This window comes from Pseudomonas atagonensis (assembly GCF_011369485.1).
Taxonomy (GTDB): domain Bacteria; phylum Pseudomonadota; class Gammaproteobacteria; order Pseudomonadales; family Pseudomonadaceae; genus Aquipseudomonas; species Aquipseudomonas atagonensis.
The window spans coordinates 197,339-222,782 of record NZ_VXCA01000013.1 but is presented as its reverse complement, the minus strand read 5'-3'; the positions used below and the strand labels follow the sequence as shown (position 1 = coordinate 222,782).

General features: G+C 59.5%; 26 protein-coding genes. 4 read left to right on the top strand and 22 right to left on the bottom strand.

What is annotated here, in order from left to right; translation table 11 throughout:
• The 6 genes from F2P67_RS10365 to F2P67_RS10340 all read right to left on the bottom strand — a co-directional run.
• Positions 1 to 551: sulfite exporter TauE/SafE family protein (locus F2P67_RS10365; protein WP_166219992.1), on the bottom strand; the 551-nt coding region annotated here is incomplete at its 3' end.
• Complete coding sequence (gene ccoS / locus F2P67_RS10360) at positions 544 to 756, bottom strand: cbb3-type cytochrome oxidase assembly protein CcoS (RefSeq protein ID WP_039763029.1); 213 nt, start codon at positions 754 to 756, stop codon at positions 544 to 546. The genes ccoS and F2P67_RS10365, both read right to left, overlap by 8 nt.
• 22 nt (positions 757 to 778) lie before the next feature.
• Positions 779 to 3,229, bottom strand: a complete 2,451-nt coding sequence (locus F2P67_RS10355; RefSeq protein ID WP_166219990.1) for a heavy metal translocating P-type ATPase — start codon at positions 3,227 to 3,229, stop codon at positions 779 to 781.
• Between the two features lie 228 nt (positions 3,230 to 3,457).
• Positions 3,458 to 3,997 carry a FixH family protein gene (locus tag F2P67_RS10350; protein ID WP_166219988.1) on the bottom strand — a complete coding sequence of 180 codons (540 nt, stop codon included), beginning with the start codon at positions 3,995 to 3,997 and terminating at the stop codon, positions 3,458 to 3,460.
• A gap of 11 nt (positions 3,998 to 4,008) precedes the next feature.
• Positions 4,009 to 5,424 (bottom strand): cytochrome c oxidase accessory protein CcoG, encoded by a 1,416-nt coding sequence (ccoG, locus tag F2P67_RS10345; protein ID WP_166219986.1) that lies wholly within the window; start codon positions 5,422 to 5,424, stop codon positions 4,009 to 4,011.
• 274 nt (positions 5,425 to 5,698) lie between these two features.
• Positions 5,699 to 5,890 (bottom strand): hypothetical protein, encoded by a 192-nt coding sequence (locus F2P67_RS10340; RefSeq protein ID WP_166219984.1) that lies wholly within the window; start codon positions 5,888 to 5,890, stop codon positions 5,699 to 5,701.
• 353 nt (positions 5,891 to 6,243) lie between these two features.
• Between F2P67_RS10340 and F2P67_RS10335 the strand changes: the two genes are divergently transcribed.
• Positions 6,244 to 7,263, top strand: a complete 1,020-nt coding sequence (locus F2P67_RS10335; RefSeq protein WP_166219982.1) for a metallophosphoesterase family protein — start codon at positions 6,244 to 6,246, stop codon at positions 7,261 to 7,263.
• Positions 7,264 to 7,336: 73 nt separating this feature from the next.
• Here the strand turns inward: F2P67_RS10335 and ccoP (F2P67_RS10330) are convergent, their stop codons facing one another.
• The 8 genes from ccoP (F2P67_RS10330) to ccoN (F2P67_RS10295) all read right to left on the bottom strand — a co-directional run bounded on the left by ccoP (F2P67_RS10330) (position 7,337) and on the right by ccoN (F2P67_RS10295) (position 14,236).
• A complete protein-coding gene (ccoP, locus tag F2P67_RS10330; RefSeq protein WP_166219980.1) occupies positions 7,337 to 8,320 on the bottom strand; it encodes a cytochrome-c oxidase, cbb3-type subunit III in 984 nt (327 codons plus the stop codon).
• The gene (locus F2P67_RS10325) at positions 8,317 to 8,502 is read right to left on the bottom strand and encodes a CcoQ/FixQ family Cbb3-type cytochrome c oxidase assembly chaperone (RefSeq protein WP_003175465.1); all 186 of its coding nucleotides are present in this window, start codon (positions 8,500 to 8,502) and stop codon (positions 8,317 to 8,319) included. The genes ccoP (F2P67_RS10330) and F2P67_RS10325 overlap by 4 nt, the downstream gene beginning before the upstream one ends.
• Positions 8,503 to 8,507: 5 nt before the next feature.
• Positions 8,508 to 9,116, bottom strand: a complete 609-nt coding sequence (gene ccoO, locus F2P67_RS10320; protein WP_095047713.1) for a cytochrome-c oxidase, cbb3-type subunit II — start codon at positions 9,114 to 9,116, stop codon at positions 8,508 to 8,510.
• Positions 9,116 to 10,558, bottom strand: a complete 1,443-nt coding sequence (gene ccoN, locus F2P67_RS10315) for a cytochrome-c oxidase, cbb3-type subunit I (RefSeq protein WP_166219978.1) — start codon at positions 10,556 to 10,558, stop codon at positions 9,116 to 9,118. The genes ccoO (F2P67_RS10320) and ccoN (F2P67_RS10315) overlap by 1 nt, the downstream gene beginning before the upstream one ends.
• 481 nt (positions 10,559 to 11,039) lie before the next feature.
• Complete coding sequence (gene ccoP / locus F2P67_RS10310; RefSeq protein ID WP_166219976.1) at positions 11,040 to 11,993, bottom strand: cytochrome-c oxidase, cbb3-type subunit III; 954 nt, start codon at positions 11,991 to 11,993, stop codon at positions 11,040 to 11,042.
• Positions 11,990 to 12,187 carry a cbb3-type cytochrome oxidase subunit 3 gene (locus F2P67_RS10305; RefSeq protein WP_007960354.1) on the bottom strand — a complete coding sequence of 66 codons (198 nt, stop codon included), beginning with the start codon at positions 12,185 to 12,187 and terminating at the stop codon, positions 11,990 to 11,992. Before F2P67_RS10305 ends, ccoP (F2P67_RS10310) begins: the two co-directional genes overlap by 4 nt.
• A 5-nt stretch (positions 12,188 to 12,192) precedes the next feature.
• Positions 12,193 to 12,801 (bottom strand): cytochrome-c oxidase, cbb3-type subunit II, encoded by a 609-nt coding sequence (gene ccoO / locus F2P67_RS10300; RefSeq protein WP_166219974.1) that lies wholly within the window; start codon positions 12,799 to 12,801, stop codon positions 12,193 to 12,195.
• Between the two features lie 10 nt (positions 12,802 to 12,811).
• Positions 12,812 to 14,236 (bottom strand): cytochrome-c oxidase, cbb3-type subunit I, encoded by a 1,425-nt coding sequence (gene ccoN / locus F2P67_RS10295; RefSeq protein ID WP_166219972.1) that lies wholly within the window; start codon positions 14,234 to 14,236, stop codon positions 12,812 to 12,814.
• A 95-nt stretch (positions 14,237 to 14,331) separates the two neighbouring features.
• Between ccoN (F2P67_RS10295) and F2P67_RS10290 the strand changes: the two genes are divergently transcribed.
• Both F2P67_RS10290 and F2P67_RS10285 read left to right on the top strand, forming a co-directional pair.
• Positions 14,332 to 15,024, top strand: a complete 693-nt coding sequence (locus F2P67_RS10290) for an alpha/beta family hydrolase (protein WP_166219970.1) — start codon at positions 14,332 to 14,334, stop codon at positions 15,022 to 15,024.
• Positions 15,025 to 15,959: 935 nt separating this feature from the next.
• Positions 15,960 to 16,325, top strand: a complete 366-nt coding sequence (locus F2P67_RS10285; protein ID WP_166219968.1) for a DUF6124 family protein — start codon at positions 15,960 to 15,962, stop codon at positions 16,323 to 16,325.
• A 100-nt stretch (positions 16,326 to 16,425) separates the two neighbouring features.
• Here the strand turns inward: F2P67_RS10285 and F2P67_RS10280 are convergent, their stop codons facing one another.
• From F2P67_RS10280 to inhA, 4 genes are all read right to left on the bottom strand, one after another.
• Positions 16,426 to 16,647 (bottom strand): EF-hand domain-containing protein, encoded by a 222-nt coding sequence (locus F2P67_RS10280; RefSeq protein WP_166219966.1) that lies wholly within the window; start codon positions 16,645 to 16,647, stop codon positions 16,426 to 16,428.
• Positions 16,648 to 16,993: 346 nt separating this feature from the next.
• Positions 16,994 to 18,559 carry a methyl-accepting chemotaxis protein gene (locus tag F2P67_RS10275; RefSeq protein ID WP_025110374.1) on the bottom strand — a complete coding sequence of 522 codons (1,566 nt, stop codon included), beginning with the start codon at positions 18,557 to 18,559 and terminating at the stop codon, positions 16,994 to 16,996.
• A gap of 102 nt (positions 18,560 to 18,661) precedes the next feature.
• Positions 18,662 to 19,453, bottom strand: a complete 792-nt coding sequence (locus F2P67_RS10270) for a CPBP family intramembrane glutamic endopeptidase (RefSeq protein WP_166219964.1) — start codon at positions 19,451 to 19,453, stop codon at positions 18,662 to 18,664.
• A gap of 248 nt (positions 19,454 to 19,701) precedes the next feature.
• A complete protein-coding gene (gene inhA, locus F2P67_RS10265; RefSeq protein WP_166219962.1) occupies positions 19,702 to 20,388 on the bottom strand; it encodes an isonitrile hydratase in 687 nt (228 codons plus the stop codon).
• Positions 20,389 to 20,478: 90 nt separating this feature from the next.
• On the opposite strand from inhA, the gene F2P67_RS10260 reads away from it, so the two are divergent.
• Positions 20,479 to 21,462, top strand: coding sequence for a GlxA family transcriptional regulator (locus tag F2P67_RS10260; RefSeq protein WP_166219960.1), 984 nt, complete (start codon positions 20,479 to 20,481; stop codon positions 21,460 to 21,462).
• 37 nt (positions 21,463 to 21,499) lie between these two features.
• On the opposite strand, the gene F2P67_RS10255 is transcribed toward F2P67_RS10260, so the two are convergent.
• The 4 genes from F2P67_RS10255 to F2P67_RS10240 form a co-directional block, all read right to left on the bottom strand.
• Positions 21,500 to 22,018 carry a hypothetical protein gene (locus F2P67_RS10255; RefSeq protein ID WP_166219958.1) on the bottom strand — a complete coding sequence of 173 codons (519 nt, stop codon included), beginning with the start codon at positions 22,016 to 22,018 and terminating at the stop codon, positions 21,500 to 21,502.
• A 67-nt stretch (positions 22,019 to 22,085) separates the two neighbouring features.
• On the bottom strand, positions 22,086 to 22,475 hold the full coding sequence (locus F2P67_RS10250; protein WP_166219956.1) for a hypothetical protein: 390 nt from the start codon (positions 22,473 to 22,475) through the stop codon (positions 22,086 to 22,088).
• A 308-nt stretch (positions 22,476 to 22,783) separates the two neighbouring features.
• Positions 22,784 to 24,610 carry a glycoside hydrolase family 15 protein gene (locus F2P67_RS10245; protein ID WP_166219954.1) on the bottom strand — a complete coding sequence of 609 codons (1,827 nt, stop codon included), beginning with the start codon at positions 24,608 to 24,610 and terminating at the stop codon, positions 22,784 to 22,786.
• Positions 24,603 to 25,403: a glucose 1-dehydrogenase gene (locus F2P67_RS10240; protein ID WP_166219952.1), complete on the bottom strand. Its 801-nt coding sequence runs from the start codon at positions 25,401 to 25,403 to the stop codon at positions 24,603 to 24,605. Before F2P67_RS10240 ends, F2P67_RS10245 begins: the two co-directional genes overlap by 8 nt.
• Positions 25,404 to 25,444 lie beyond the last annotated feature (41 nt).

Here is a 25,444-nt window from a genome sequence, read left to right as displayed (position 1 = left end):
GTGGCGAGCAGCACCGGCCATGTGCCCAGGCCGAAAGCGAGCATCAGCAGCGCACTGTCCAGCGCATTGCCCTGACTCGCCGACCACAGCAGCGTGCTATAAACCAGTCCGCACGGCAGCCATCCCCACAGGGCGCCGAGCAGCAAGGCGCGGGGCAGGCTCGACACTGGCAGCAAGCGATTGGCCACCGGTTGGATGTAGCGCCACAAACCACGGCCGAGGCTTTCAATGCGGGTCAGACCGCTCCACCAACCGGCCAGATACAAACCCATGGCGATCAGCAGCAACCCGGCCAGCACGCGCATGAACAGCGCGGCAGGGCTGTTGGCCACCGCCCAGCCCGCAAGGCCGATCAGCAATCCGGCGGTGGCGTAACTGAGGATTCGCCCCAGGTTGTACGCCAGCAGCAAACGAAAGCGTCGGCTGCGCTGCTCCTTGGGGATCGCCAGCGTCAGCGCGCCCATCAAACCGCCGCACATTCCCAGGCAATGGCCGCCGCCGAGCAAACCCAGAATCAGCGCCGACACCAGCAGTGGCGCCAATTCAAGCATGGGGCGGCGCCTTGTCGTCCGGTTTGCCGGCGTTGGCCTCGTCCACCGCTGCTGTGTGGTTCGGATCCTGATCGTCGAACAGAATGCTGTGAGCCGGGCCGTCGAGGTCGTCGTACTGACCGCTGTCCACCGCCCAGAAGAAGATGTACACGGCGATGGCCACGATCAACAGTGCGGCCGGGATCATCACGTAGAGAGCTGGCATCGGTACTCCATGCCCGCGCGGCTCAGGCCGGCAGCGGACGGGTTTCTGACGAGGTACGAACAGCCGGCGCACTCGGCAGGCGAGTCAGGCGCAGGGCGTTGAGCACCACGGTCAACGAACTGATCGACATGCCGACAGCGGCCCACACCGGAGTGATCCAGCCGAGCGCGGCAAACGGCAACATGAGGCCATTGTACAGCGCGGCCCACAGCAGGTTCTCGATGATTACCCGGCGGGTGCGACGGGCCAGGGTGAACGCTTGCACCAGTGCGTCGAGGCGATTGGACAGCAGCACGGCATCGGCGCTGGTTTTCGCCAGATCGGTGGCCGAGCCCATGGCCACGCTGATGTCGGCCGCGGCCAGCACCGGTACGTCATTGACGCCATCGCCGAGCATCAGCACTTTGCGTCCTTGCTTGTGCAATTGTTGCAGCACTTGCAGCTTGTCGTCCGGGCGCAAGCCACCTCGGGCTTCGTCGATGCCCAGTTCGGCGGCGACACTGGCGACCATCGGCGAGCTGTCGCCGGACAACAGCAACGTCCGCCAGCCGCGCGCCTTGCACGCCGCGAGCAGGGCCGGAGCATCGTCACGCAAGCGGTCGTCGAGGACGAACCATGCCAGCGGGCCTTGAGCGTCGCCGAGCAGCAGCCATTGGCCCGGTTCGTCGGGCATTGCCGGTGGCGGTGCGTTGCTCAGGGCGCAGACAAACGCAGACTGGCCAATGCGCAGGCGCTGCTCGCCAACCAGACCTTCGAGGCCGAGGCCCGGTGTGCTGTGGACTTCCTCCGCCGCCAGCGGTGCCCGCCCAAAGGCGCGGGCAATCGGGTGTTCCGAGCGGTTTTCCAAAGCGGCGGCAAGGCTCAGGCATTGCTCGCCATTCAGCGCCCCGAGCGGGCGAATGGAACGCAGCACCAGACGCCCCTCGGTGAGCGTGCCGGTCTTGTCGAAAATCACCGTGTCGATTTGATTCAGGCCTTCCAGTACATGACCGCGCGTCAGTAACAGACCCAGTTTGTGCAAGGTGCCGGTGGCCGCCGTGAGGGCGGTCGGGGTCGCCAACGACAGCGCGCACGGGCAAGTCGCAACCAGCATGGCGAGGACGATCCAGAAGGCGCGCGACGAATCCAGTTCCCACCACAACAGGCCGATGGCCGCTGCGGCAATCAGCGAGAGCAGCAGGAACCATTGCGCCGCGCGGTCGGCGATTTCTGCCAGTCGCGGTTTTTCGGCCTGCGCACGATCGAGCAAACGGACGATGGCGGACAATCGCGTATCGTGCCCCAGCGCCTGCACTTCAACGGTCAATGCGCCTTCGACGTTGAGTGTACCGGCGGTCACCGCGTCACCCGGCGAGCGCGGTTGCGGCAGGTATTCACCGGTCAGCAGTGACTCGTCGATGCTCGATTGGCCGTCGAGGATCTTGCCGTCCGCCGGCAGGATCGAACCGGGCTGCACCAGAATCTGATCGCCAAGGCGCAATTCGCTGAGCAGGATGCGCTCGCTCTGGTTGTTGTCGTCCAGGCGCAGGCACGAGGCCGGCAACAGATTGACTAGCTGTGCGGTGGCGGCGGCGGTGCGTTCGCGGGCACGTCGCTCCAGATAGCGCCCGGCGAGCAGGAACAGGGCGAACATGCCGACCGCGTCGAAATACAACTCGCCGACGCCAGTGATCGACGTCCAGATCCCCGCAACGTAGGCGCTGCCGATGGCCAGCGACACCGACACGTCCATGGTCAGGTGACGAGTGCGCAGGTCGCGCATCGCCCCCTTGAAGAACGGCGCGCAGCTGTAAAACACAATCGGCGTGGTGAGAAACAGCGCGACCCAGCGCAGGATCGTGTGCAGTTCCGGGCTGAGGTCGATGTTGAATTCCGGCCATGTCGCCATGGTCGCCATCATCGCCTGAAACCACAGCAGCCCGGCCACCCCGAGCTGTCGCAGAGCCAGACGGTTCTCGCTGGCCAGTTGTTCGCTGGCGCGGTCGGCTTGATAAGGATGGGCGGCGTAACCGATGTGGCGCAGTTCGGCGAGGATCTGGCTCAGCGGCAATTGCGCGTCGGCCCAGCGCACATGCAGGCGATGGTTGGACAGGTTCAGTCGCGCCTCGGCCACGGCGGGCAAGGTGCGCAGGTGTTTCTCGATCAGCCAGCCGCACGCGGCACAACTGATGCCTTCCATCAGCAGGGTGGTTTCGGCCAGCTCACCTTCGTGGCGGACGAAAGGTTGTTGCACATCGGCGCGGTCGTACAGTGCCAGTTCATCAGTCAGTTGCACCGGCAATGCTTCAGGGTTGGCGGAGGCTTCGCTGCGATGCTGGTAATAACTTTCCAGGCCGCCGGCGACGATGGCTTCGGCCACGGCCTGGCAGCCGGGGCAGCAGAATTCGCGGGGTTCCCCGAGGACGACGGCGGTAAAGCGGCTGCCGGACGGGACGGGCAGGGCGCAGTGGTAGCAAGGGAGTGGGGTGGTCATGGCATTGTCGAGGGGATAAACCCTTGGAGTCGAGTGATCCGCTTGCCCTCACCCCAGCCCTCTCTCGGAGGGAGAGGGAGCCGATCGGTGGTGGCCGGATTAATGGGTTCAGTCAGCGCTATCGTCACTGGCATACATCGATTATGTAAACACCCGAGACCAGTTCCCTCTCCCTCCGGGCGGTCCGACGTTTCGGGAGCGCTAGGGTGAGGGGCTTTTGACTTTGATTCACTTCTTCAGGTCTTCAGCGCCTTGCAGCGGCTCATCGCCGAGCAGCAGATCCTTGTCATGGCTGACCAGTTCTTCTTCGAACATGCGCCAGACGTGGTCGTCCTGAGTACCCAGCAATTCGACAAACCGACGCCCTTCGATCTTGTCGCTCAACTGGCCGATGTAACGTCCGGTTTCCGTTTCGCTGCGGGACAGAACAATTTTGCGATCCTTCTCCGGCTGAGTCGGCGAGATCAGGTTCAGTTCCAGCGTCTTTGGCTGGCTGTCGCCGCTCAAACGCAGATCCACTTCGCCGGTGACGTCGTCCAGATGCACGGCAGCGCGCATCTTCAGGTTTTGCGCCAGCAGCTCACGGTCCAGCGAACGGTTGATGCCTTTGCCCGCCTCGTAATAGTTGTCGTTGACGAGGTTGTCCGGGTTGTTCACCGCGATGGTCACCATCGACAAGGTCAGGGTCACCGAGCAGGCCAGAATCCCGATGATGATCCATGGCCAGAGGTGCTTGTACCAGGGACTTGCGGCGTTTGCTGCGGGCATGTTCAGTTCTCTCAACGGATTTGTGGGCCGATGAATCGGCTCTTGGCTTCAACGTGGACGCTGTCGTCATCGGCGTCCTTGAGGATGAATTTCACCTCGTTGGTGCTCGATGGAAGTTGTTCGGGTGCACTCGACAATTCGACCGGCATGCTGAAAATCTCGCCCGCCGGCACCTTGATCTCGCGCTTGCCTTGCAGTCGCAGATCCGGCAGACCGGCGGCTTCCAGCACGTAGGTGTGGTCGCGCTGGTCCTTGTTCATGATCTTCAGGCTGTAGACGTTTTCGATCCGGCCTTCGGCGTTTTCGCGGTACAGCACGCGGTCCTTGCTGACGTCGAAACCAACCAGCGAGCGCATAAAGAACGCGGTCACCAGCAGGCTGATCATCGCCAGCAGCACCACTGCGTAGCCGATCAGGCGTGGCCGCAGTTTATGGGTTTTCTGCCCGGAGAGGTTGTGCTCGGTGGTGTAGCTGATCAGGCCGCGCGGGTAGTCCATCTTGTCCATGATGCTGTCGCAGGCGTCGATACACGCCGCGCAGCCAATGCATTCGATCTGCAGGCCGTCGCGGATGTCGATGCCGGTCGGGCAGACCTGCACGCACATGGTGCAATCGATGCAATCGCCCAGGCCCATGGCCTTGTAGTCGACGCCTTTCTTGCGTGGGCCACGGCTTTCGCCGCGACGCGGGTCGTAGGAAACGATCAGCGTGTCCTTGTCGAACATCACGCTCTGGAAGCGCGCATACGGACACATGTAGATGCACACCTGCTCACGCAACCATCCGGCATTGCCATAAGTGGCGAGGGTGAAGAAACCGACCCAGAAGTACGACCAGCCATCGGCCTGGCCGGTGAAGAACTCGAAGACCAGTTCGCGAATGGGCGAGAAGTAACCGACGAAGGTCATGCCGGTGACAAAACCGATCAATAACCACATCGTGTGTTTGGCACATTTACGCAGGAATTTGTTGGCGCTCATCGGCGCCTTGTCGAGCTTGATGCGCTGGTTGCGGTCGCCTTCGGTGACCTTCTCGCACCACATGAAAATCCACGTCCACACGCTTTGCGGGCAGGTGTAACCGCACCAGACCCGGCCGGCATACACGGTGATGAAAAACAGGCCGAACGCGGCAATGATCAACAAGCCCGACAGCAGGATGAAGTCCTGGGGCCAGAAGGTGGCGCCGAAGATGAAGAACTTGCGCTCGGGCAGGTTCCACCACACGGCCTGATGGCCACCCCAGTTCAGCCACACCGTACCGAAATACAGCAGAAACAAAGCGGCGCCGCCCATCATCCGCAGATTGCGGAACAGCCCGGTGAAAGCGCGGGTGTAGATTTTTTCTCGTGAGGCGTAAAGGTCGACGCTGTTGTTCGTGTTTTTGCTCGGTGGCGTGACGTCGTGTACCGGAATCTGGTTGCTCATCATTGCATCCCACGGCAGTGGAAAAATGCCTCGGTCGATACGTGCCAACCCAGGTCAGAAAGAGGTGTTGCAGTGGCGCAATGATACGCCTGTCGCTCTGGATCAAGGGTGCGACCTTTGGTCGCGTTGGGAAAAAAACCTGAATGGTGTAGCGAATTCAGCAAAGCATGACGCAGGTCAATTGACTATAGCTGACAGGTACTGCCGATATCGGTGTTGCGCGATGGCAGCAGAGGAGGGCAACGCGAACGTTGCCCGGTTTTTCATTCAGCGATCAAGGCAGTCGGCCGCCGCCCAGGGTGTCGAGCCCGCCGGAACCATGCTTTTTGTCCGCAGCACTTTCGTCGATGAAAGATCGCTTCTGACTCGACCGGTTTCCGGTCTCGTTGGTCGTGTCATTTTTAACGGGGGGTACGCAGTCCGGGATCGACTGTGCAGTGTTCGGACTTTCGTTTGGTTTGGTCATGAAGGGCATCCTTGCCAGGTGGTATGCAGGCGTCGCCTGCGGTTTCAGATCAGGACGATATCGTCTGTCGGCAGATTGGCCCATCGACATTGCATTGCCAAATGTGAGCCAGTCGCGTTATCCGGAGCTTGCAGACTGGTGTCGCGTATGAAGTCGGAACATTGTCAAAGTTTGTGCGATTGTTTATTTAAAGTATTGCAGCCAATGATGAGTTTGAATTTGGTGTAAGTAGTGAAATATGGTTAATTAAAGTTTGAGGGTGTGGTGATTGTGTTGCGGTGTTCTGTTGGTTACTTTGGGGGCAAGCGATGGAATGAGTCTTTCGCTAACTTTTATTACCGGAAAAGAAGTCTATGTTTAATAATAAGTTTTCGTATTTTGGCAGTCTGTTTTTTAGTGCGCTTGCAGTTTTCATTAATACTGCGCAGGCCGATTACTCCCCGAGTCGTTTTGTTTTTGCATCGGACCCGCAGTTTCCTTGGACTGAAGCTTCTGATGACGGCGACAAGGAATCTTCCTCGGATCGAGATAAGCGTTCGCGCTGGTTAATTGAAACCCAATACGCCGACATTGCAGATTTCCGAAGGAGTGTCGTTCTCAATCCAAACAATGTACCTGTCATGATCAACGGTGACATGACGGCATTCGGTCACGGGTCTGAGCGGGCCACTGTCCGGGAAATACTGGATAAACAACTGGCAGGCAACTATGACTACGGTCTGGGTAATCATGATTACGAAAATAACGTCGATGACTGCTTTCTGAATAATTGCGCAGCGGGAAGTATCGTTGATTTTAAAGAGCGATATTTTGGCAAGTTGCCAGGCCTGGATATGAGCTACGACAGTGAGAGCACCATTAAAAGACGCCTTAGTGGCAGTCTTGCTTATTCAAAGGATTATGGGGATGTGCATGTGGTTCAGCTGAACAATGAGCCTACTTACAGCACTCAATTCACCGCATATGATTGGGGCGTGCCAACGCTGTATGCGATAACCGACTCACTCGACTGGCTGGAAAAGGATTTGAAAGCGGCGCGTGTAAAAGGTCAGATCATTCTGCTCAATATGCACAAGCCTGATGACTGGAAGGGCTCGGCCGAGCAGATCACCAGGTTCAAGGAAATGATCGAACGATACAAAGTGACCGCAGTGTTCGCCGGTCATTATCACCAGCGTGTGGGGAATTACAGTAAACGCAGTGTCGAAAGAGTGTTCGGGAGTGTGCCTGTCTATCTCAGCGGTGGGGCGTCCAATCAGTCGTATCTGACGATCAGCATTGCCGGGGATCGCAAGTCAATGAAGGTGTATCAGGTCAGCGCCAATGACTGGCGCAAGACGCTTGAAGAAATCGACACCATCGAAATTCGTTAAAAAGCCGGTATGGAACGACAACGGCCCCGTTCATGGAAATGAACGGGGCCGTTGTCGTTATCAGTTATCGACCTTATTGCGCCTCGGCTTCCGGTGCTTTTTCACCGTGGGACAAGCTGTAAACATACGCCGCCAGCAGGTGCACCTTGTCGTTGCCCTGCAGTTGTTCCTGCGCAGGCATCTGGCCCTGACGGCCGTACCGGATGGTCTGCTGCAGTTGCGCGAAGCTCGAACCGTAGATGAACGCCGCCGGGTGGGTCAGGTTAGGCGCACCCATCGCCGGGGTGCCTTTACCTTCCGGGCCGTGGCACGCCACGCAGTTGGCGGCGAAGAGTTTCTGGCCGTTGGCCGGGTCGGCCTTGGTGTCTTCCGGCAGTTTGCGACCATCGAGTTGGGTCACCACGAAGGCTGCAACGTCGGCGACGCCTTGCTCGCCGATGACATCGGCCCAGGCCGGCATCACCGCGTGACGACCGCCCATGATGGTGGTCTTGATGGTTTCCGGCTCGCCGCCCCAGCGCCAGTCGGCGTCGGTCAGGTTCGGGAAACCGTAAGCGCCCTTGGCATCGGAACCGTGGCAGACCGAGCAGTTGGAGGCGAACAGGCGGCCCCCCATCTTCAGGGCTTGCGGATCCTTGGCCACTTCTTCGATCGGCATGGCGGCGAACTTGGCGAAGATCGGACCGAACTTGGCGTCCGAGCGAGCCATTTCCTTTTCCCACTCGTGCACGCCGGTCCAGCCGGTCTGGCCGTTGGCGAACGCGGTCTGCTTGTCGTTATCGAGGTAGTTGTAGCCCGGCAGCAGGCCTTTCCAGTTGCCCAGGCCCGGGTACAGCACCAGGTAACCCAAGGCAAAAACGATGGTGCCGACGAACAGCATGAACCACCATTTCGGCAGCGGGTTGTCGTACTCCTCGATCCCGTCGAAGGAGTGGCCGACCGTCTCGTCCGTCTGCTCGCTGCGCTGGCCCTTGCGGGTCGACAGCAGCAGCCAGGTCAGGGAAAAGATCGTACCGAGACTGAGGACTGTGACGTACAGACTCCAGAATGTAGTCATTCTTTGTTACTCCTAGAAGCTTGCTCGACGTGCTTGATGGCTTCGGGATCATCCGCGAAAGGCAGCAAGGTCGCGTCTTCAAACTCCGACTTGCGCTTGGGGCTGAATACCCACAACGCCAGGCCGATGAAGGCAACCATCACAACAACGGTGCCCAGGCCTCGAATCATCCCGATATCCATCTAGATCACCGTTTGCTTTTGATGATGGTGCCCAGGCCTTGCAGATAGGCCACCAGCGCGTCCATTTCGGTTTTGCCCTTCACAGCATCCTTTGCACCGGCGATGTCTTCGTCGGTGTAAGGGACGCCGAGCGTGCGCAAGACCTCCATTTTTTTAGCGGTGTCCTTACCGTCGAGCTTGTTCTCCACGAGGAACGGGTAAGCCGGCATTTTCGACTCAGGCACCACGTTGCGCGGGTTGTATAAGTGCGCACGCTGCCAGTCATCGGAGTAACGACCGCCGACGCGGGCCAGGTCCGGGCCGGTACGCTTGGAACCCCACAGGAACGGGTGATCCCAGACGCTTTCACCGGCGACCGAGTAATGGCCGTAGCGTTCGGTTTCGGCACGGAACGGACGGATCATCTGCGAGTGGCAGCCGACACAGCCGTTGGCGATGTAAACGTCGCGGCCTTCCAGTTCCAGCGCCGAACGCGGCTTCATGCCCTCGACCGGTTTGTTGGTGACGTCCTGGAAAAACAGCGGAACGATTTGGGTCAGGCCGCCAACGCTGACGGCGATGACCATGAAGAAGGCCAACAGGCCAATGTTCTTCTCGACAGCTTCATGCTTCATCAGTGAGCTCCAACGACAGCGATCTGGGCAGCGGCTTCGGCTTCAGCCGGGTTCGAGGCGCGCACGGTGCGCCAGACGTTGTAAGCCATCAGGAACATGCCGCTGGCGAAGAATGCACCGCCCAGTGCACGGACGATGTAGCCCGGGTGGCTGGCCTGCAGCGCTTCGACGAACGAGTAGGTGAGGGTGCCGTCGTCGTTGATTGCACGCCACATCAGGCCTTGAGTGATGCCGTTGACCCACATCGAAGCGATGTACAGCACGGTGCCGATGGTTGCGAGCCAGAAGTGCGCGTTGATCAGACCGACGCTGTGCATCTGCGCACGACCGAACAGTTTCGGGATCATGTGGTAGATCGCGCCGATCGAGATCATCGCTACCCAGCCGAGCGCGCCGGCGTGTACGTGGCCGATGGTCCAGTCGGTGTAGTGCGAGAGCGAGTTGACGGTCTTGATCGCCATCATCGGACCTTCGAAGGTCGACATGCCGTAGAACGCCAGCGAGACCACAAGGAAGCGCAGGATCGGGTCGGTGCGCAGCTTATGCCAGGCGCCCGACAGGGTCATCATGCCGTTGATCATGCCGCCCCAGCTTGGTGCCAGCAGGATGATCGACATGGCCATGCCCAGCGATTGTGCCCAATCCGGCAGTGCGGTGTAGTGCAAGTGGTGCGGGCCGGCCCAGATGTACAGGGTGATCAGTGCCCAGAAGTGCACGATCGACAGGCGATAGGAGTAGATCGGACGTTCGGCCTGTTTCGGCACGAAGTAGTACATCATCCCCAGGAAACCGGTGGTCAGGAAGAAACCCACTGCGTTGTGGCCGTACCACCACTGGATCATCGCGTCGGTCGCGCCCGAGTAGGCCGAGTACGACTTGAACAGGCTGACCGGCAACGACATGTGGTTGACGATGTGCAGCATCGCCGTCACCACGATGAACGCACCGTAGAACCAGTTACCGACATAGATGTGCTTGGTTTTGCGCTTGGTGATGGTGCCGAAGAACACCAGGCCGTAGGTGACCCAGACAATGGCCAGCAAAATGGCGAGCGGCCATTCCAGTTCCGCGTATTCCTTGGTGGTGGTGTAACCCAGCGGCAAGGTAATGATCGCGCCAACGATGACCGCTTGCCATCCCCAAAAGGTGAAGGCGGCGAGGCTGTCGGAAATCAGTCGCGTCTGGCAGGTTCGCTGCACGACATAGTAGGAAGTGGCAAACAGTGCACAACCACCGAAGGCGAAAATCACCAGGTTTGTGTGCAACGGGCGCAAGCGTCCAAAGCTCGTCCACGGCAGACCGAAGTTCAATTCCGGCCAGACCAGTTGCGAGGCGATGAAGACACCGAGCCCCATGCCAAGGATCCCCCAGACCACCGTCATGATGGCGAACTGGCGGACTACCTTATAGTTATAAGCAGTCGGACTGATTGCTGTGCTCATTCTAAGGTTCCACGGTTTGGGTGTTTTATTAGGATTAAAATCGGCCGCAAGTATGCAGAGAGCAGGGGGTCATTGCAACGCGCCATGACCTGGGTCAATGCTTTCCAACGCTGATTCTGCGGCCTTTCCATGCGCCACGTAAGGTCAAAATTGGCCTCGGACAAAATGTCGCAGCGGACGGAAAAAGCGAGGGGTTCAGGTCAGTTGTAACGAGGTGTGTTCGAACGGCCAGTTAGGCGGATGAATGGCAATCGGCGCGACAGCCGGTATCTACCGGCCTTTGCGGCGAGTCTGTCAGCCAATTCATCGAACACATCGCTCGGGGTCGACCTGGAACCGGCACGGGCCAGTCCGCATCGAGCAAGCGTAGACCCGAATCCGGGGAACCGAAAGGTGAGGGTGTGAAGGGGTGCGACAATGCGTCGCAAAGGGGCGGGATGCTGCCGCACCGAGAATGGTGCGGCAGTGATGTACGCAATGCTTACTGCTTGTTGTCTTCAGTAATAACTTTTTCTGTATTCAATCTGTGCGACAGGCTGTACACATAAGCGGCCAGCAATTGCACTTTATCGTTGCCCAACAGTTCATTTTGCGCCGGCATGTGGCCCTGACGGCCATGGCGGATGGTCTGTTCGAGTTGGGTCAGGCCGGTGCCGTAGATAAACCCGGCCGGGTGCGTCAGATTCGGCGCGCCCATGGCTGCAGTGCCTTGGCCGGTTGCCCCATGACAGGCGACGCACGTGGTGCTGAAGGCTTGCTGCCCGGCTTGCAGGTCAGCCTTGCTGTCGGCGGGCAGTGGCAGGCCGGCCAGTTCGTGACGCACGTAAGCGGCCACGTTCTTCACCCCGGCTTCGCCCAACACTTCGCCCCACGCCGGCATCGCCGCCATCCGTCCACCCATGATGGTGGCCTTGATGGTTTCGGCGTCGCCGCCCCAACGCCAGTCCTTGTCGGCGAGATTAGGGAAACCGAACGCGCCTTTGGCATCAGAACCGTGGCACACCGAGCAGTTGGACGCGAACAGACGGCCACCCATTTTCAGCGCCTGCGGATCCTTCGCCACTTCTTCCAGCGGCATGGCGGCGAATTTGGCGAAGATCGGCCCGAATTTGGCGTCGGCCTTGCTCATTTCCTTTTCCCATTCGTGGACGCCGGTCCAGCCGTCCTCGTAGCCGGGCAGGATGCCTTTCCAGTTGCCCAGGCCCGGATAAAGGATCAGATAGCCCACGGAAAACACCAGCGTGCCGGCGAACAGCATGAACCACCACTGCGGCAGCGGGTTGTCGTACTCCTCGATGCCGTCGAAGCTGTGGCCCATGGTCTGGTCGACGCTGCCCTTGGTCTCGCCCCGACGGGTGCCGACCAGCAGCCAGGTCAGGCCGATCAGGCTGCCGATGGTCAGTACGCAGATCCACGTACTCCAGAAGGTGGTCATGGCCGGGTACTCCTTGTTTCATTAGCTTGGGTAGTGTCGGGTTGCGGCTCGTCGGCAAACGGCAGCAGGCGCGCTTCGGCGAATTCCGGCGTGCGCTTGCGGTTGAACACCCACAGGGTCAGGCCGACGAAGGCCACGAACACCACGACCGTGCCGAGGCCGCGTATCAGCCCCGCGCTCATTTCAAAGACCATCTAGATCACCTCTTGCTCTTGATCGCAGTGCCAAGCACTTGCAGGTAGGAGACGAGGGCGTCCATTTCGGTCTTGCCCTTGAGGCTGGCCACCGCGCCGCTGATGTCATCGTCGGTGTATGGCACGCCGAGGGTGCGCATGACCTTGAGCTTGTTTTCGGTGTGGCTGCTGTCGACCGGTTGGGTGACCAGCCATGGGTAGGCCGGCATTTTCGATTCCGGTACAACGTTGCGCGGGTTGTACAAGTGCGCACGGTGCCAGTCATCCGAGTAGCGCGCGCCAACCCGGGCCAGGTCCGGACCGGTACGTTTCGAGCCCCACAGGAACGGGTGATCCCACACGCTTTCGCCGGCCACCGAGTAGTGCCCGTAGCGTTCGGTTTCGGCGCGGAACGGACGGATCATCTGCGAGTGGCAGCCGACGCAGCCTTCGCGGATGTAGATGTCGCGGCCTTCCAGTTGCAGCGCGGTGTAGGGCTTCATGCCTTCCACCGGTTTGTTGGTCACGTCCTGGAAGAACAGCGGGACGATCTGGGTCAGGCCGCCGATGCTCACGGCAAACACCATCAGCAGCATCAGCAGGCCGACGTTCTTTTCAATCGTTTCGTGTTTCATGGCGGACTCCTCAGGCCATCTGCGCGGCAGCAACGACGTCAGCAGGCTGCGAGGCCCGCACGGTGCGCCAGGTGTTGTAAGCCATCAGGAACATGCCGCTGAGGAAGATCGCCCCACCAATCAGCCGCACGACGAAGCCTGGGTGGCTGGCCACCAGGGTTTCGACGAAGGAGTAGGTCAGCGTGCCGTCCTCGTTCACTGCGCGCCACATCAGGCCTTGGGCGATGCCGTTGACCCACATCGATGCGATGTACAAAACGGTGCCAATGGTCGCGAGCCAGAAGTGCGCGTTGATCAGGCCGATGCTGTGCATCTGCTCTTTGCCGAAGATTTTCGGGATCATGTGGTACAGCGCGCCGATGGAAATCATCGCCACCCAGCCGAGCGCGCCGGCGTGTACGTGGCCGATGGTCCAGTCGGTGTAGTGGGAGAGGGCGTTCACCGTCTTGATCGCCATCATCGGACCTTCGAAGGTCGACATGCCGTAGAACGCCAGCGACACCACCAGGAAGCGCAGGATCGGGTCGCTGCGCAACTTATGCCAGGCGCCCGAGAGGGTCATCATGCCGTTGATCATGCCGCCCCAGCTTGGGGCCAGCAGTACCAGCGACATCACCATGCCCAGCGATTGCGCCCAGTCCGGCAGCGCGGTGTAGTGCAAGTGGTGCGGTCCGGCCCAGATGTACAGGGTGATCAGCGCCCAGAAGTGCACGATCGACAGGCGATACGAATACACCGGACGTTCGGCCTGTTTCGGCACGAAGTAGTACATCATCCCGAGGAAACCGGCGGTGAGGAAAAAGCCTACGGCGTTGTGGCCGTACCACCATTGCACCATCGCGTCGGTTGCACCGGCGTACACCGAGTAGGACTTGGTGAAGCTCACCGGCAACTCAAGGTTGTTGACGATGTGCAGGATCGCCACGGTGATGATGAACGCGCCGAAGAACCAGTTACCCACATAAATGTGCTTGGTCTTGCGTTGCATGATCGTGCCGAAGAACACGATGGCGTAGGCGACCCAGACGATGGTGATCAGGATGTCGATCGGCCATTCCAGCTCGGCGTATTCCTTGGAGCTGGTGTAACCCAGTGGCAGGCTGATGGCCGCCAATAGAATCACAAGCTGCCAGCCCCAGAAGCAGAACGCGGCAATTGCGGGAGCAAATAAGCGGGTCTGGCAAGTACGCTGCACCGAGTAAAAAGAACTGGCAAACAACGCACAGCCGCCGAACGCGAAGATCACCGCGTTGGTGTGCAGCGGGCGCAGGCGTCCGAAGCTGGTCCACGGCAGGTTGAAGTTGAGTTCGGGCCAGACCAATTGAGCCGCGAGAAAAACCCCGAGCCCCATGCCGACGATGCCCCACACCACCGTCATAATGGCGAATTGGCGGACCACCTTATAGTTGTAGGCGGTACTGATAGAAGTGTTCATGGTTCCCCATCCACGGTTCAGCCGAAGTGAGCGCGCGCAGAAAACGCCGCGAATCCTTCGCCTGGAGTTATAGGCAGACTAAAAGCGAGGCAAGCATGGACAAACAGCACAAGGCCAGTATTGACGGGGATCAATGGGCGCAGTGCCTGCGGGATCACGGGTGGCTTTGGGATGCCGCTGTTGGGGAGGTTTCGGCGACCCTCATCCTCGCGCATGGGGCGGGGGCGCCGATGGACAGTGAGTGGATGACGGATGTGGCTGGGCGCCTTGCTGGGCTTGGGGTGAATGTGTTGCGGTTTGAGTTTCCTTATATGGCGCAGCGGCGGGTTGACGGGGTCAAGCGACCGCCGAATCCTGCGGGGAAATTGCAGGAGTGCTGGCGTGAGGTTTTCGTTGAAGTGCGACGTCATGTCGCTGGGGTTTTGGCGGTTGGCGGGAAGTCGATGGGGGGGCGGATGGCTAGTCTCCTGGCCGACGAGTTGGGTGCGGATGCGTTGGTTTGTCTGGGATATCCGTTTTATGCGGTGGGGAAACCGGAGAAGCCTCGGGTTGAGCATTTGGCTTCTTTGCAGACTCGGACGTTGATTGTTCAGGGGGAGCGGGATGCGCTTGGCAATCGTGAGGCGGTCGAAGGTTATTCGTTATCGCCAAGTATTGAAGTGTTTTGGCTGGCGGCGGGGGATCATGATTTGAAGCCGCTCAAGGTTTCCGGGTTTACGCATGAGCAGCATTTGGCTAGCGCCGCGCAGAAAGTGGTTGCGTTTCTCAAGGGTTCACCAAAATTCTGAAACGCACAGAGATCGGCCCCCTCACCCCAGCCCTCGCCCCCCTGGGGGAGAGGGCTGGGGTGAGGGGGTAGATCTTGAACACGACACACTTTTCGATCTGTGTGCATATCCATTGCTGCGGTTAAGGCCACCTAGGGTTCCGCCCTTACGGCGGGTCACTTTTTACAAACGCCTAAAAAGTAACCAAAAACGCTTGCTCCTACGTCCGGCCCACTCGCTAAGGCTCGGGGTTCCTTCGCTCCGGGATTCATCCGGGGGGCATCGCCTACGGTTTGCTTCGCTGCACCTCCTCTCGATGTGTTTGGCTTCGCCAAACGGTCGCTGCGCTCCCACCCCCGGATCAATCCCTCCACTCAGCCTTCCGACGTCGCCCGTGGATCAAGATCAAAAGCAGGCGAGCTGACACTCGGCCTATTGAGTGGTGAGGAGCGGATGTTCGGCTTTGGTTTTGTGGTGCTCTTGCCCTTCATCGGAACGCCGCCCGCCAAGCCCTCTGGGAGAGGGTTAGGGTGAGGGGCTATTTCGCTGACACGATAAAAAACTGGAAGCGCTCACTGCCCAGCATTTCCTGTGCGTAAACATGATTTTGTGAGCGCGTTTAAAGTACACGAACCGTTACGCCATAACGGCTACAACACCTTGCGCCGTTACCTACGCGTACGCCAGAATCCGCCGGCTTACACGACCATGGCGCGGGCTATATCGTTTGCCTGCCACTGCCCATCAGTGGTCGGGTTTAGTAGCCCGTATGGTTTTAGTAAGTGCATAGGTCCCATAAAGTCAGGCGCATCTGCCTGTACTCAATGGTGGCTGTGCTCAGGGCGCTTTCGAGCGCGCCGGTCTTGCTAATTCCTCCGGTCTACTAACCTGCGCACAGCCGCCACCCTTCTTTTAGTAGAGAACGGTCGCGGCCCTTGATCAGGAATTAGATATTTATGTTCAAAGCCACGCCAAACCCTCCGGGCATCGACCCAACTCCTCACGACCCAGCGCTTGAGTCTCAAAAGACAAAAGAAGCGACGGATCGCGCCCTCGACTACTACCTCGGACCCGAAGCACTGGGAGCCCCACCAAGCTCGCCCAAGTTTCGCCCGGTCTATTTTGTCGACCCCACGCTGAATGACGAAACCCTCCTGGTCGAGGCGAGCGAGTCGCTTTCATACGCCCATGCCATGGCCGGCAATATCGCCAATTCAATAGGCGGCCCGGAACGCAAACCGCTGCTGGCGCTGCAACAGGTGATCATGCTCAACGAGCTGTTGGTCAATCGACTGCTGGATAAGCTGCGTGTGCCGCAGTAGCCGTCGAGCACCGCAAAAGCGCTAAAAAACCCGGAAGCTTTCGCTAGTCCGGGTTTTGCTACTCGATTTTCAGTTTTTGATCGCAAAATAATCCATGCAATCAGAGGTCGTTCTCATAATCTTTGAGAAACTCTTCCCAACTGATCTCATCGTCATCATTGGGATTTACCTCTTTCAACAAGGCCGCAGTAGTTTCGGGTGTCAAAAATTTTTCAACCACTCGTGTAAACTCCTCAACAGTTACACGGCCGTCTTTGTTGCTGTCGTAGTTATTGAAAGCTTCTTTTGCTCGTTTGCGTTGTTCATCTGTCAGCTTGGTCATTTTGCCTCACCCTGGAAGATAAAATGTAAACTCATCAGTGCGGAAATTTTGATGAACCTGCCTGATAGGAGCAAAGTAGTGACGGCTGAGGGATTCGGCAACTGTCATAGTTGACAGTTGACAATTGACAATTGACGTTAAGGGCTTATTTGTTGAGGGCTTCTACCTCGATACTGCGGTTCGATATGATATTGATTTGGGACTGTGCTCTAAAAGCGTCTGATATCTGCTCCGTTGAGAGGGGCATGATTGTAGGGCGTGGCGCACCGATAGGTAGTCACGGAGTGATTAACAACAAAAAACCCGGAAGCTCTCGCCCTCCGGGTTTTTTGTTATCGCCTTTCAATCAGCGGTTAAACCGCTCCACCAACGAATACTGCGTATTAGCCGTCTTCGTCAGCTCTTCACTCAGCAACGCCGAGTTATGCGCCTGTTCCGAGGTCTGGTCCGCCAGTTCCGAGATGTTGCTGATGTTGCGGCTGATTTCTTCAGCCACGGCACTTTGCTCTTCGGTCGCGGCGGCGATCTGGGTGGTCATGTCGGTGATGTTGGCCACCGCTTCGCTGATGCCGACCAAGGCCTGATCCGCTTCCAGTACCCGCGCAACACCTTCTTCCGCCTGGCGATGGCCGGCTTCCATGGTTTGTACGGCGCTGGATGCAGTCTGTTGCAGCTTGGCGATCAGGGCGTGGATCTGGCCGGTGGATTCGCTGGTGCGTTGTGCCAGTTGACGAACCTCGTCGGCGACCACGGCAAAACCGCGACCCATCTCGCCTGCGCGGGCGGCTTCAATCGCAGCGTTGAGCGCCAGCAGGTTGGTCTGGTCGGCGATGCCTTTGATCACGTCGACCACGCCGCCGATTTCGTCGCTGTCCTTGGCCAGTTGGGTCACGGTCAGGCCGGTTTCACCGACGACGACCGACAGGCGCTGGATGGCTTCGCGGGTTTCACCGGCGATGTCGCGGCCGCGACCGGTCAGGCGATTGGCTTCCTGGGTGGCGTCGGCGGTGCGTTGTACGTGGCTCGCCACTTCTTGCGTGGTGGCGGCCATCTGGTTGACGGCGGTGGCGACCTGTTCGGTTTCCACACGCTGACGTTCCAGACCGCTGGAGCTGTTGTGCGCCAGGGCGTCGGACTGTTTGGCTTGATCGGTCAGGTGCTCGGCGGTGTCCTGCAGACGGGTCAGGCAGGTTTTCAGGCGGGCTTCCTGGCTGAGGATCGACATTTCCAGACGCGCCTGGGCGCCACGGCTGTCGGTGTACATCTGCGCGATCAGCGGGTCGGACGTGGTCTGCTCGGCCAGACGCAACAGGCGTTTGAGCCCGCGTTGCTGCCACTGCAGGCCCATCAGGCCCAGCGGCACCGACAGACCGGCAGCGAGGGCAAAACCCCAGTGCGAGTTCAGCGTCGCGCCGATCACGAAACTCAGTTGGCTGACCAGAATGAACGGCAGCCAGTCCTGCAGCACCGGTAGCCATTTATCGCTGGAAGGGATCGCCGACTTGCCCTGGTTGATGCGTTGATAAAGCGCTTCGGCACGGCGGATCTGTTCGGCGGTGGGTTTGATCCGCACCGACTCGTAACCGACCACCTGATTGCCGTCGAACACCGGTGTTACATAGGCGTTAACCCAGTAATGGTCACCGGTCTTGCAGCGATTCTTGACAATGCCCATCCATGGCAAGCCTTGTTTCAGTGTGCCCCACATGTGCGAAAACACCGCCGCCGGCACGTCAGGGTGACGAACCAGGTTGTGCGGCGCACGGATCAGTTCCTCACGCGAAAACCCGCTGATTTCGACGAAAGCGTCGTTGCAGTAGGTGATCACGCCTTTGGCGTCGGTTGTGGAAATCAACCGCTGCTGAGCCGGGAAAGTCCGTTCGCGTTGTGTAATGGGCTGGTTGTTACGCATGGTTTTTCAATCCGCAAGGCTTTGAAAGGTTGTCGGCGGTGGCAGGAAATTATTGAAATTTTTTTTCAGATTTAAGAATGGCGTCGCAAAACGGCCATTGCTTCAGCCCGCGAGCATCGGATAGCTGAACAGCGCAAAATGCAGCAGGTTCAGGCCGAAATGGGTGGCGATCGCCGCGCCCAGTCCGCCAAAACGATAGGCCAGACCATAGCCGACCCCCGCCAGACCTGCCAGCAGCACCCACGTCCATCCTGCGCCCAGATGCGCCAGTGCGAACAGCGACGAGGCCAGCAGCAACGCAAGGTTTTCGCCGTACGGCAGGTGCCGGAATCGACGGCTCAGGCCGCCCTGTATATAGCCGCGAAACAGCGCTTCTTCGACCAGCGTCACCAGCAGCAGGTTGTTCAGCACCCACAGCCACGCCTGATCCGGCCATTTCGGCGCCCAGGCGATCATGCCCAGCAACACGGCGCCGCCCAGTGCCAGGATTACGCTCAACGTCAGTGCCAGCGCGGTGGCGTAGACCGTCAGGCGCAACGAACGCCGCGCGACGATCCATGGGCAGACCAATAGCAGCCAGAAACCAATCAACGGTTTGTCGAGATTCAGGTACATCGAGAACGGCACGGCGTTGTCGGTGAAGCGCTGCGGCTCGATGGCCCGGCCGTTGTAGAAGCCCGGCAGCCAGTGCAGGGCCAGCGCCAGAGCCAGCACGATAAAGAGGCCATGGCCGAGATAACGCCCGACCGGCACGGTTTGCTGGCGCACGGCGTAACCGGCGAAAACCAGCAGTGCAATGGAGATCAGCGCCAGCCAGCCGAGCTGGCCGAAACTCAGCGCCAATCCGTAACAAAGGCTGAGAAGCCCGAGATAGAGCCATGGCAGAGCTGTCATGGAAAGTCCTTGTGCACGATTTGTGGACAGGCTTTCTACACGGGTGGGGGCGAGGGGACAAGTGAAGGTGTGGCGAGAAACCGGGACAACACCCAAACCTGTGGCTGACACAAAAAGCTGTGGCTAATACAAAAACTGTGGGAGCTGGCTTGCCAGCGATGGCGGTGAATCAGTCGATGAAGATATTGACTGTGCCGACGTCATCGCTGGCAAGCCAGCTCCCACAAGTTTTCAGGTGTGGTTGAAAGTTAGTGCAGGTTGAGTTTTGCCGCCGCGCGCTCGGTGATTTCCGTGCGCAACTTCAGCGAAGGCGCCGCACGCTTGCGCGCCTCATCGACAACCGCACCCGGCGCCGTCTCCGGGCTTCCCGAATCAAACGGCGGCGCCGGCGCATATTCCAGCTGCAACTGCACCAGTTGCGCCGTATCGACACCGACCAACTCTTGCGCCAAGGTCAGGGCAAAATCGATCCCCGCCGTGATGCCGCCCCCGGTAAACAGATTGCCGTCACGCACCACCCGATCCTTCACCGGGATCGCGCCCAGTGTCGGCAGCAAATCGTGATAAGCCCAGTGCGTGGTCGCCCGTTTGCCCTGCAACAGACCCGCCGCCCCAAGCACCAGCGATCCGGTGCACACCGACGTCACGTACCGCGCATGCGCCGCTTGCGCCTTGATGAAATCCAGCGTCTGCTCATCTTCCATCAACGGCCCAACCCCCGCGCCGCCGGGTACGCAGATCACATCCAGAGCCGGGCAGTCCTCGAACGTTGTGGTCGGTTTCAGCACCAGCCCCGTGCTGGCGGTGACCGGCACCAGATCTTTCCAGATCAGGTGCACCTGCACGTCCGGCAACGAGGCCAGCACGTCATACGGGCCAGTCAGGTCGAGTTGCTGCACCTGGGGAAACAACAGAAAACCGATCTGCAACGCCATGATTCTTCTCCGTGAAAAGGGGGGTAGACGGCTTCACTGTAGGCGCGTAGGTTTTGGCGCATAAGCCAATCAGCCCACGAATTACGCCAAATGCCGAAAACCATCCACGTACTCGCGTTCGCCAACGTGCAACTGCTCGATGTCACCGGGCCGTTGCAGGTGTTCGCCTCGGCCAACGATATCGCCCGCCAGCAGGGTTTGCCTGCGCCGTACGCGCCAACGGTGATTGCTAGCGGTGGTGGGGCGGTGAACTCGTCTGCCGGGTTGGCGATGCTGGCCGAGCCGCTGCCGAAGCAGCCCAGCGATACCCTGATCATCGCCGGCGGCTGGGGCGTTTATGCCGCTGCCGAAGACACTGAGTTAGTGAGCTGGGTGCGTGAACACGCCAACGGCTGCCGGCGCGTGGCCTCGGTCTGCACCGGCGCATTTCTGCTGGCGGCCAGCGGCTGGCTCGACGGTCGTCGGGTCGTCACCCACTGGACCCGCTGCGAACAACTGGCGCAGCAGCATCCGCGCTTGCAGGTCGAGCCCAATCCGATCTTCATCAACGACGGCCCGGTCTGGACCTCGGCGGGTGTCACCGCCGGCATCGACCTGGCGCTGGCCATGGTCGAAGACGACCTCGGCCGCGACATGGCCCTGGACGTCGCCCGGCAACTGGTGGTGTTCCTCAAGCGCCCGGGCGGGCAGTCGCAGTTCAGCGTGACGCTGTCGCTGCAAAAACAGGGCAACCGCTTCGACGATTTGCACGCGTGGATCGCCGAACACCTGACCTGCGACCTGGGCATCCCGACCCTCGCCGAACAGGCCGGCATGAGCGAACGCAGCTTCGTGCGCCACTACCGCGCCGACACCGGCCAGACCCCGGCCCGCGCCATCGAACTGATCCGCGTCGAAACCGCTCGCCGGTTGCTGAGTGATACCGGGCTGCCGATCAAACGGGTCGCGGCGAATTGTGGATTTGGCAGTGAGGAGACGTTGCGTCGCAGTTTCCTGCGGGCCATGGGTGTGACGCCGCAGGCGTATCGGGAGCGGTTTTCGGTCAGCACGGCAATGGATTCAATAGTGCCTTGAGATATTGATCAGCACTTATGAGGTCTGTAAAAACCGCTCATATCGGCACTTGGCTATTCTTCGAATAACGATATTTAAAGCGTTCGCCATAAATGGATTTGAAGACCAACTCATAGTCAACGCGCTCGCGAGCATAGGTTTGCAGCAGCAAATTATTCAGGGCGCATTCTTTAGGAGCTTTGGGGTTTGCCTCTATGAGTCTCTCTTCACTGCCTACTTGAAAGGCATCGTTCGGACGTGGGCCGCCGATTAAAAAACATAGTGGGTTCAGTCCAAGCTCGGTGACGGCTGAGAAGAATTTTCCGTACTGATGATCCTGTACGGGTTTCCCATCTACATAGACCTCCAGACTTTCAACGAAAGCATTACCCATGCCGTTATTGAATGCGTAAATCCCCCATTGGTTTTTATTTCCGTTGTTTGAGAAATACGAGGTGATACGTGGTTCCACTGAAACATGGTCATGTTTGATTTGGGCGTTCGCCTGCCAGATTGTTGCTCCAAGTGCCAGCAGAGCAACGCCAAGCGCGAGCTTGTCGATGTGCGTCGATTTCAAAAGATAACTCGTAGTCGATGGTTAATGGTGTGGCTTGAGTGGGGCTGAGAGCTACAAGCGTTACATTTCAACCTTCGGCTTCCGCCACCTGATTAAAATACTTGCTCCGATCCGGCGTAAACGTCACCACCATTTTCGTCCGCGAGCAGGTCATGACTCGTTCGGAACCCAGATCAATATCCAGATCTTCCCCACGCAACCCTTGCCACTGGGCGAGGTATTTCAGCGATCCGTATTTTTCATTCTTCTTCAGGCTGCGGCTCACGCCACCTTTCCAGCCCAGCACCGGTAATTCATCGGCACGGCAGCGTTGGGCGAGGTCGGGGAAGCGGGCGGCGCGCTGGCGGCCGATTTCCCAGCATTTGATCAGGCCTTTGTCGGCGGCTTCCCATAGTTCATCGCGCTTGAGGCCGGTGCGCAGTGGGGTGTCGATCTGGCGGTGGATGCGTTGGCTCATTCTGGTTCCTTGAATCGGGTTTTTATTGGACAGCTCCGCTGTGCCCGTTGCGATGGATGGTAGGGGGCGATGTAACAGCTGGCAACAAGGTATTTCGGGGTGTAAGTGCGAGTTGCGGGCCAAGCGTTACACGGGGTTGGCAGGTTTCTGTAGGCCGTGCCATCAACCAGTTGTATCGAAAGGAATCGATTGTGTGGGCCAGCCCTTCAACCATAAGGCTCGGGGGTGTTTGCCGTTCGTAGGTAGCCTTCCTACAAACGGCAATTGGGGTTGAGATCTTTCTTACAGCGTGTGGCGAAGAAGGATGACTACGGCTGCCAGTAATTTTTCTCCCCACTCAACTTGCGATCCAGAAAACTCGCCGCGCTGATTAACGCCAAGTGGGTCAGCGCCTGTGGTGTGTTGCCCAGATGCCGGCCACGGTTGTCGAATTCCTCCGCGTACAGCCCCAACGGATTGGCGTAACGCAGCAGTTGCTCGAATTCCAGGTGAGCCTTTTCCACTTGTCCGGCGCGGGCAAGACATTCCACGTACCAGAATGAACAAGCGGCGAAGGCGCCTTCAGTGCCGGACAAACCGTCGATACCCGCATCATCGTTGCGATAGCGATAAACCATGCCATCACGCACCAGATGTTTTTCGATCGCTTCCAGCGTCGCCAGCCATTTCGGATCCTTGGCGCTGACGAAGCGCACTAACGGCATCAGCAACATCGAGCCATCCAGCGCCGTGCCGCTCTGGTACTGCACAAAATGCCCGCGCTCTTCGTTCCAGAAGTTGTCCCAGATGTCGGCATGAATCGCCTGACGCGTCTGGTCCCAGCGGGCGAAGGGCGCCGGCAGCGAACGTTTCGAGGCCAGGCGGATGGCCCGGTCCAGCGCCACCCAGCACATCAGTCGCGAGTGCAGGAAGTGATGTTGCTCACCGCGCATTTCCCAGATGCCTACGTCCTTGGTCTGCCAGGTCTCACAGACCTGATCGACCACTTCCATCACATGTTTCCAGCCTTCGTGGGAAATCGCGTCGCCGTATTTGTTGACCAGATAAACGGCGTCCATCAGTTCGCCGAAGATATCCAGTTGAATCTGGTCGTAGGCGCCATTGCCGATGCGTACCGGTTTTGCGCCGCCATGGCCGGACAAATGCGTGAGTTCGGTTTCCGGGAGTTCCTGGCGGCCGTCGATGGCGTAGAGGATGTTCAGCTTCATCGACTGGCCGCTGCAATCGCTGACCCGTCCGCGCAGCCAGCGCATGTAGCCGTTGGCTTCGTCGACAAAACCCAGGCGCATGAAGGCGTAGACGGTGAAGGAGGCGTCGCGGATCCAGGTGTAGCGATAGTCCCAGTTGCGTTCGCCACCGGGTGTTTCCGGCAGGCCGAAGGTGGCGGCGGCGAGGATTGCGCCGTGCTGGCGTGAGGTCAGGAGCTTCAGGGCCAGGGCCGAGCGGTTGACCATTTCGCGCCAACGGCCGCGATAATTTGACTGACCGATCCAGTCGCGCCAGAACTTCAGCGTGCGTTCGATGCACAGCTGCGCGGCGCCTTCGGCAAAGCGTGGGTCGTCGCTGGCGCCGAGCATGAACGCCGCCGTTTGATCCTGCTTGAGGGTGAACTGTGCGGCTGCCGCAGCGTTATCGACGCTCAGGGTTTGATCCGAAGCCAGCCGCAGTGTCGGCTGCCCGCTGGCGCTGAACAACACATCCTCTTTGTCGATGACGGCGCGCGTTTCAGCGCGGGCATAGTCATGCCGAACCGCGCAGCGCAGATGAAACGTTGCCTGCCCGCTGACCACTCGCACCCGGCGCATCAACAGCGGCAAGGCATCGTCGTTGTCGCCAATCGGCAGCAGGTCGGTGATTTCCACCACGGCGTGGTCGCTGAGCCAGCGGGTTTGCAGGACGTTGGTGTCCGGCAGGTAAATCTGTTCGCGTCGGGCATCGGGCAGGTCAGGGTTGAGCTGGAAAATCCCCGCGTCGGGGGTATCGAGCAGCGAACAGAAGATCGACGGGCTGTCGAACTCCGGCCAGCAGAAGAAATCCACGCTGCCTTTGTCATTGACCAGCGCGGCGCTGCGCATGTCGCCAATGATGCCGTGGGCGTCGATGGGGCTTTGTCGTTCGGAAGGATGCTCAGCCATTGCCACGGAACTCCGGATAGAGGCTCATGCCGCCGTCGATGAACAGGGTGGTGCCGACGATGTAGTCGGAGGCATCGGAGGCGAGGAACACCACCGCGTTGGCCACGTCCTCGACATCGCCGATGCGCCCGTAAGGGATGAGTTTGAGCAGGGCTTGCCCGGCGTCGCCCTCGGTGGCGTCCTTATTGATGGCCGTGCGAATCGCCCCCGGCGCGATGCCGTTGATGCGGATTCTCTGGTGGCTGACTTCCTGGGCCAGGGTCTGCATCAACTGATCGACGCCGCCCTTGGACGCTGCGTAATTGACGTGCCCGGCCCAGGGAATGCGCTGGTGTACCGAACTCATGTGGATGATCTTGCCCGCCGCCCGGGACACGCCTTCGCGCACGCCCTGGCGGTGGAAAATCCGCAGCGCGGCGCGGGCGCAAAGGAACTGGCCGGTGAGGTTGACGCCGATCACCGCGTTCCAGTCGGCCAGCGACATATCCACAGCCGCCGCGTCTTTTTGCAGGCCGGAATTGGCCACCAGAATGTCCAGTGTTCCGAAGGCGTCGAGGGTCTGCTGGAACAGTCGCTCGACGTCCTCTTCCTTTGACACGTCGGCGCCGATGGCGATGGCCTGACCACCGTCGGCGACGATCTGCCGGGCCAGCGCTTCGGCGGGCTCGGCCTGACGGTTGTAGTTGATGACCACGGCGGCACCGGCAGCGGCCAGGGCTTTGGCGGCGCCGTGGCCGATGCCGGAGCTTGCGCCGGTGACCAGTGCCACCTGACGGGCGAGGGAAATCTGCATGCAGGGTCGCGCCTTGTGTGGGGATCTGAACAGCTGACCGA

What these genes read in the sequence shown, in the direction of transcription:
- ccoS (WP_039763029.1), bottom strand. Translation starts at nt 756, where the DNA reads ATGCCAGCTCTCTACGTGATGATCCCGGCCGCACTGTTGATCGTGGCC.
- F2P67_RS10355 (WP_166219990.1), bottom strand. Translation starts at nt 3,229, where the DNA reads ATGACCACCCCACTCCCTTGCTACCACTGCGCCCTGCCCGTCCCGTCC.
- F2P67_RS10350 (WP_166219988.1), bottom strand. Translation starts at nt 3,997, where the DNA reads ATGCCCGCAGCAAACGCCGCAAGTCCCTGGTACAAGCACCTCTGGCCA.
- ccoG (WP_166219986.1), bottom strand. Translation starts at nt 5,424, where the DNA reads ATGAGCAACCAGATTCCGGTACACGACGTCACGCCACCGAGCAAAAAC.
- F2P67_RS10340 (WP_166219984.1), bottom strand. Translation starts at nt 5,890, where the DNA reads ATGACCAAACCAAACGAAAGTCCGAACACTGCACAGTCGATCCCGGAC.
- F2P67_RS10335 (WP_166219982.1), top strand. Translation starts at nt 6,244, where the DNA reads ATGTTTAATAATAAGTTTTCGTATTTTGGCAGTCTGTTTTTTAGTGCG.
- ccoP (WP_166219980.1), bottom strand. Translation starts at nt 8,320, where the DNA reads ATGACTACATTCTGGAGTCTGTACGTCACAGTCCTCAGTCTCGGTACG.
- F2P67_RS10325 (WP_003175465.1), bottom strand. Translation starts at nt 8,502, where the DNA reads ATGGATATCGGGATGATTCGAGGCCTGGGCACCGTTGTTGTGATGGTT.
- ccoO (WP_095047713.1), bottom strand. Translation starts at nt 9,116, where the DNA reads ATGAAGCATGAAGCTGTCGAGAAGAACATTGGCCTGTTGGCCTTCTTC.
- ccoN (WP_166219978.1), bottom strand. Translation starts at nt 10,558, where the DNA reads ATGAGCACAGCAATCAGTCCGACTGCTTATAACTATAAGGTAGTCCGC.
- ccoP (WP_166219976.1), bottom strand. Translation starts at nt 11,993, where the DNA reads ATGACCACCTTCTGGAGTACGTGGATCTGCGTACTGACCATCGGCAGC.
- F2P67_RS10305 (WP_007960354.1), bottom strand. Translation starts at nt 12,187, where the DNA reads ATGGTCTTTGAAATGAGCGCGGGGCTGATACGCGGCCTCGGCACGGTC.
- ccoO (WP_166219974.1), bottom strand. Translation starts at nt 12,801, where the DNA reads ATGAAACACGAAACGATTGAAAAGAACGTCGGCCTGCTGATGCTGCTG.
- ccoN (WP_166219972.1), bottom strand. Translation starts at nt 14,236, where the DNA reads ATGAACACTTCTATCAGTACCGCCTACAACTATAAGGTGGTCCGCCAA.
- F2P67_RS10290 (WP_166219970.1), top strand. Translation starts at nt 14,332, where the DNA reads ATGGACAAACAGCACAAGGCCAGTATTGACGGGGATCAATGGGCGCAG.
- F2P67_RS10285 (WP_166219968.1), top strand. Translation starts at nt 15,960, where the DNA reads ATGTTCAAAGCCACGCCAAACCCTCCGGGCATCGACCCAACTCCTCAC.
- F2P67_RS10280 (WP_166219966.1), bottom strand. Translation starts at nt 16,647, where the DNA reads ATGACCAAGCTGACAGATGAACAACGCAAACGAGCAAAAGAAGCTTTC.
- F2P67_RS10275 (WP_025110374.1), bottom strand. Translation starts at nt 18,559, where the DNA reads ATGCGTAACAACCAGCCCATTACACAACGCGAACGGACTTTCCCGGCT.
- F2P67_RS10270 (WP_166219964.1), bottom strand. Translation starts at nt 19,453, where the DNA reads ATGACAGCTCTGCCATGGCTCTATCTCGGGCTTCTCAGCCTTTGTTAC.
- inhA (WP_166219962.1), bottom strand. Translation starts at nt 20,388, where the DNA reads ATGGCGTTGCAGATCGGTTTTCTGTTGTTTCCCCAGGTGCAGCAACTC.
- F2P67_RS10260 (WP_166219960.1), top strand. Translation starts at nt 20,479, where the DNA reads ATGCCGAAAACCATCCACGTACTCGCGTTCGCCAACGTGCAACTGCTC.
- F2P67_RS10250 (WP_166219956.1), bottom strand. Translation starts at nt 22,475, where the DNA reads ATGAGCCAACGCATCCACCGCCAGATCGACACCCCACTGCGCACCGGC.
- F2P67_RS10245 (WP_166219954.1), bottom strand. Translation starts at nt 24,610, where the DNA reads ATGGCTGAGCATCCTTCCGAACGACAAAGCCCCATCGACGCCCACGGC.
- F2P67_RS10240 (WP_166219952.1), bottom strand. Translation starts at nt 25,403, where the DNA reads ATGCAGATTTCCCTCGCCCGTCAGGTGGCACTGGTCACCGGCGCAAGC.